Genomic DNA, 4,610 nt, shown 5'->3' on the forward strand with positions numbered 1-4,610 from the left:
GCATCTACGGCACCGCCTGGCCCACCAAGGACGAGCTGAAGGCCCACCTGGACTTCCTCGCCGAAGCCGAGAAGCGCGACCACCGCCGCCTCGGCGCCGAGCTCGACCTGTTCTCCTTCCCGGACGAGATCGGCTCCGGCCTGCCGGTGTTCCACCCCAAGGGCGCCGCCGTGCGCCAGGCGCTGGAGGACTACTCCCGCCGGCGCCACCGCGAGGCGGGCTACCAGTTCGTCAACACCCCGCACATCACCAAGGAGAACCTGTTCCGCACCTCGGGACACCTCCAGTGGTACGCGGACGGCATGTTCCCGCCCATGGAGCTGGAAGAGGGCCAGACCTACTACCTCAAGCCCATGAACTGCCCGTTCCACAACCTGATCTACAAGGCGCGGGGCCGTTCCTACCGGGAGCTGCCCATGCGGCTCTTCGAGTTCGGGTCCGTCTACCGGTACGAGAAGTCCGGTGTGGTGCACGGGCTGACCCGGGTGCGCGGTCTGACCATGGACGACGCCCACATCTACTGCACCCGCGAGCAGCTCGCCGGCGAGCTGCGCGGTCTGCTGCGCTTCGTCCTCGACCTGCTCGCGGACTACGGCCTGACCGACTTCTACCTGGAGCTGTCGACCCGGGACCCGGGGAACGCCAAGTACGTGGGCTCGGACGAGGACTGGGCGGAGGCCACCGCGGCGCTGCGCGAGGCGGCCGGCAGCGAGAACCTGGAGCTGGTCCTGGACGAGGGCGGCGCCGCGTTCTACGGACCCAAGATCTCGGTGCAGGCGCGGGACGCCATCGGCCGGTCCTGGCAGATGTCCACGATCCAGGTCGACTTCCAGCTGCCGCAGCGCTTCGACCTGGAGTACCAGTCGGCGGACGGGGGCCGGGAGCGGCCCATCATGATCCACCGTGCGTTGTTCGGCAGCATCGAACGGTTCTTCGGCGTTCTGACCGAGCACTACGCGGGCGCCTTCCCGGCCTGGCTGGCCCCGGTGCAGGTGGTCGGGATCCCGATCACCGACGAGCAGGTGCCCCACCTCCAGCGGATCGCCGAGCGGCTGCGGGAGCACGAGATCCGCGTCGAGGTCGACGCGAGCGCGGACCGGATGCAGAAGAAGATCCGCAACGCCCAGCGGCAGAAGGTGCCCTACATACTGCTGGCGGGCCAGGAGGACGTGGACCGGGAGGCGGTGTCCTTCCGCTACCGCAGCGGCGAGCAGAAGAACTTCGTCCCGGTGGACGACGCCGTCGAGGAGATCCTCCGCGCGGTGCGCGAACGCGCCCTGGACTGATCACAGGCGCGGTGGGCGGGAACGGACAGGACGTCCGTTCCCGCCCCCCGCGTTTCCCGGGCCCCTCACGTTCCTGCCACGCACCTTGCTGCACCCGCCCGGGCCTGCCGTCGCCGCCACGCGTGGACCAGGCTGTCGGCCGAAGCAGCCGGAAGAGAGGCAGGAACCCCATGACCACCGCCGTCGACGAAGCCGTACTGCGTGACGCGGCGTCCACGTTCTGCACCGGGGTGGCGGTGGTCACCGCGGTGGACGGCACCTCGGCCGTGGGCCTGACGGTGCAGTCCTTCGTCTCCCTCTCCCTCGACCCGCCGTACGTCACCTTCTGCCCCAGCCGCACCTCGGCCAGCTGGCCGCGCATCCGCGCGGCGGGCCGGCTCGCCGTCAACGTGCTGGCCTGGGACCAGGGCGAGCTGGGCCGGCGGTTCGCGAGCCGTGGCACGGACCGGTTCGCCGGGGTGGACTGGCGGCCGGGCGCCAACGGGGCGCCGCTGCTGGCGGGCGCCCTCACCTGCTTCGAGGCCGACGTCGACCGGGAGTTCCCCGGCGGCGACCATGTGATCGTCGTGGCCCGGGTCACCCGGGCGGAACGCCTGCGCGAGGCGGCGCCGCTGCTGTACTTCCGCCGTACGTACCACGGTCTGGCCGCCGCACGCGACTGACCTGTCCGGTCCTGAAGGACCGGACAGGCCGTCTGCCGCCGGGCGGGGCTCACGCCGCCCGTACCGTCCGGGCCTCGGGGTGCGGCCCGGCGGTCCCCCACGTGGCCGTGGTCGCGCCCGCCGTCTCGCCCCCGTCGATGACCAGTTCCTGGCCGGTCAGGAAGGCGGCCTCGGGCGAGGCCAGATAGTAGAAGGCGGCGGCGATCTCGGCGGGGTCGGCGTGCCGGCCGGCCGGGATCCGGGCGTTGGTGTCGGCCAGCATCTCCTCCGTGTACTCGGCGAGCTGCATCGGCGTCAGCACGGCGCCCGGGCTCACACAGGCGACCCGGACGGCCGGGCTCAGCTCCAGGGCGAAGGTCTGGGTGAGGGCGACGACGCCCGCCTTGGTGGCGTTGTAGTCGGCGTAGTTCGGGTAGCCGCGGCGGCCGTTGACCGACGCCGTCGCCAGGAGCACCCCGCTGCCGCGCCCGGCCATGAGGCGGGCCGCGCCCCGCCAGAGCCCCAGGGTGCCGAGCAGATTGACGTCGACCACGCGGCGCGCGTCCCGCTCGGCGATGTCGAGCACGCCGTGCCGGACGCTGATGCCGGCGTTGGCGATGACCACGTCGGGGATGCCGTGGTCGCGGTGCACCCGGGCCAGCGCCTCGTCCACGGCCTGCCAGTCGGCGATGTCGCAGCGGATCCACGAGACGAGGCCGCCGGGGATGTCCGCGGGTTCGGTGACGTCCAGGTTCACGACCCGGTCGCCCGCCCGGGCGAAACGTTCCACGGTGGCCCTGCCGATGCCGCTGGAGCCTCCGGAGACGACGATGGTGCGCATGGTGATCCGTTCCTTTCGTGAGGGGGGCGAGGGGTCAGAAGAGGACGCGTGCGTTCTCGGGCGAGGCGTCCGGGGTGGTCTTGCGCAGGTCGCGGCTGACGATCATGCGCTTGAGCCAGCGGTCCGTGCCGTCGTGCGCCGCCTTGAAGGGTCTGCGCCCGTGGACGGCGACGTAGTTGTCCACCACGGCCAGGCTGCCCTGCTCCACGACCAGGTCGAGCTGGACCCGCTCCAGCTCCGCCATGAGCTCGTCGAGCGCCCGCTGTGCCGTTCCGTCCTCGCCGACGCAGCTCATGAACGGGTAGTCGATGCGCAGGTACGGCCGGCCGGGTTCGCCGCTGAGGACCGGTACGGGCTCGGGGCTGCTCTGCATCCGCAGCATCCGGGCCAGCGCGGGGTGGCCGGGGTGGCGGGCCTGGAGCTGGCGTATGTGCTCGTCGTCCGGGCGGATGAGGAAGCGCGGTGAGCGGAGGATCCCGGCCGTCTCGTCGCTGACCTTGACGTCGCGCACGGAGGCCACGATGGTCGGTACCCGCTCGTGGTTGCGCATGCCGAACAGCAGCAGGTAGTCGCAGCGGCCGGGGTGGAAGCCGTCCTCGGTGTGGAACTCCAGCAGGCACGCGCTGCTGTGGCCGCTCTGGCGCAGTTCGTCGCCGCGGATCGGTACCAGGTTCTGGATGACGCGGCCGAGCTGGAGGGTGGAGAAGGTGTAGGGGTCGCCGAGGGCCGTGCCGCACATGGCGAGGAAGAGTTCCTGGTCCAGGCCGGTGTTGTGCTCGGGTACATCCTCCCAGTGGGCGGGGGTGGGGCCGGCGGCCGCGTCGTCGACCGGGAAGCCGTGGACGACGAGGGCAGCGGCGGGTTCCGTGCGCCGGAAGCGCTCCAGGAAGGTACGCAGCCCGGCGGGGAGGTGCGCCGCGGCGTCCCAGTGCCGGTCGTAGAAGCCGGGCCGGGAAGGCGGTGTGGCGGGGTCCGCGGCGCGCAGCCGTGCCAGCGTCTCCCGGATCTGGTCGGTCTCGGTGCGGGAGAGCTCGTACTCGAGGGGGAAACCGTGGCTCATGTCGTTACCTGCCGGTCCTTGAGGGAGGGTGAGGGATGCGTGGGGAGCGCGTCGGGGACGCGCCGGGAGGAGGCTCGGGAGAGCCGGGAGAGCAGGGACAGGGCCGCGCACAGCAGGCAGAGCACTCCGCAGAAGCGGAAGGCGTACGCCGTGCCGCCCTGGGCGAGCAGCGTTCCGGCGGCCGCCGTGCCCAGGCCGCTGCCGAGGGCGTCCGCCGTGCCGAGGACGCCGAAGGCCCGTGCCGTGCGGCCGGGGCCCGCGTCCCGCGCCACCTGGGCGGAGATCAGGGGCAGCGCGACGGCGAGCAGGACGCCCTCGGTGAGCGACAGGGCGAGGGCCGCCGCCACCGAGCCGGTCAGGGGGTAGAGCAGGGCGCAGCCGCCGAGCAGCAGGGCCGCGCCGCGCAGCAGCGTGGTGCGGGGCACGCCGGGCAGCACACGGCCGGCGCGGGGTGAGAGCAGGAGCGCGGGGAGGGCGATGCAGGCGGCCGACCAGGCGACCAGGGCGTCGGGTGCGCCCAGGCCGCGGAGGTACACGGCCCAGACCACCGAGTAGCCACCGTAGAGGGCGGTGATGCCGAGCAGAAGGAGGGCGGTGGGCCAGACGAGGCCGAGCAGGGCCCGGGGCGGCGGGCCCGCCGGGAGGCCCGGTGCCCCGGCCGGCCCGGTGTCCGTGACCGGGGCGGCGACCGGGGCCGGGATGTCGCCGTCCATGCCGTCACGGCTCGCGGCGAGGAACAGCGGGCCGGTCTCCGCCTCGATCTTCGCGATGGCCAGGGCGGC

5 protein-coding genes are annotated in these 4,610 nt (G+C 72.9%); 2 read left to right on the top strand and 3 right to left on the bottom strand.

Annotated elements, in window-relative coordinates:
- Positions 1-1,286: threonine--tRNA ligase (thrS, locus tag AB0K09_RS29985; protein WP_366068554.1), on the top strand; the 1,286-nt coding region annotated here is incomplete at its 5' end.
- Between the two features lie 170 nt (positions 1,287-1,456).
- Positions 1,457-1,948, top strand: a complete 492-nt coding sequence (locus tag AB0K09_RS29990; protein WP_366068555.1) for a flavin reductase family protein — start codon at positions 1,457-1,459, stop codon at positions 1,946-1,948.
- A gap of 49 nt (positions 1,949-1,997) precedes the next feature.
- Here AB0K09_RS29990 and AB0K09_RS29995 read toward each other — a convergent pair whose 3' ends face one another.
- From AB0K09_RS29995 to AB0K09_RS30005, 3 genes are all read right to left on the bottom strand, one after another.
- The gene (locus AB0K09_RS29995; RefSeq protein ID WP_366068556.1) at positions 1,998-2,768 is read right to left on the bottom strand and encodes an SDR family oxidoreductase; all 771 of its coding nucleotides are present in this window, start codon (positions 2,766-2,768) and stop codon (positions 1,998-2,000) included.
- Positions 2,769-2,802: 34 nt separating this feature from the next.
- Positions 2,803-3,828, bottom strand: a complete 1,026-nt coding sequence (gene gntD / locus AB0K09_RS30000) for a guanitoxin biosynthesis L-enduracididine beta-hydroxylase GntD (RefSeq protein ID WP_366068557.1) — start codon at positions 3,826-3,828, stop codon at positions 2,803-2,805.
- A partial coding sequence (locus AB0K09_RS30005) for an MFS transporter (RefSeq protein WP_366068558.1) occupies positions 3,825-4,610 on the bottom strand: 786 nt, incomplete at its 5' end. The genes AB0K09_RS30005 and gntD, both read right to left, overlap by 4 nt.

Origin of the sequence: Streptomyces sp. NPDC049577 (genome assembly GCF_040675635.1) — a bacterium.
Classification (GTDB): Bacteria; Actinomycetota; Actinomycetes; order Streptomycetales; family Streptomycetaceae; genus Streptomyces.

Excerpts from the sequence above, each read along its gene's own strand:
- gntD (WP_366068557.1), bottom strand. The coding sequence starts at position 3,828 with ATGAGCCACGGTTTCCCCCTCGAGTACGAGCTCTCCCGCACCGAGACC.
- AB0K09_RS29995 (WP_366068556.1), bottom strand. The coding sequence starts at position 2,768 with ATGCGCACCATCGTCGTCTCCGGAGGCTCCAGCGGCATCGGCAGGGCC.
- AB0K09_RS29990 (WP_366068555.1), top strand. The coding sequence starts at position 1,457 with ATGACCACCGCCGTCGACGAAGCCGTACTGCGTGACGCGGCGTCCACG.